The organism is Arthrobacter sp. B2060, from assembly GCF_059090445.1.
On record NZ_JBNHFR010000042.1, the window covers coordinates 1 to 288 of the forward strand.

Annotated in this window: 1 pseudogene; it reads left to right on the plus strand. The window is 64.9% G+C overall.

The features are described 5' to 3' along the window. A pseudogene (locus AC5RUM_RS21520) lies at positions 1 to 288 on the plus strand (glucose-6-phosphate dehydrogenase); the annotation flags it as partial.

Genomic DNA, 288 nt, shown 5'->3' on the forward strand with positions numbered 1-288 from the left:
GGGATCCGCGGGACCGCCGTCTGAACCGTATTGCCGGTCCGTCCTCGCTCGTGCTTTTCGGGGTCACGGGTGACCTCGCGCGCAAGAAGCTCATGCCTGCCGTGTATGACCTTGCCAACCGCGGCCTGTTGCCGCCGAGTTTTGCCCTGGTGGGTTTTGGCCGGCGGGAGTGGGACAACGCGGAGTTCGCGGCGGAGGTCAGGGATGCGGTGACCTCGTATTCCCGTACGCCGTTTGATGAGGCGGTGTGGAACCAGTTGTCTGAGGGCATCCGTTTCGTGCAGGGCG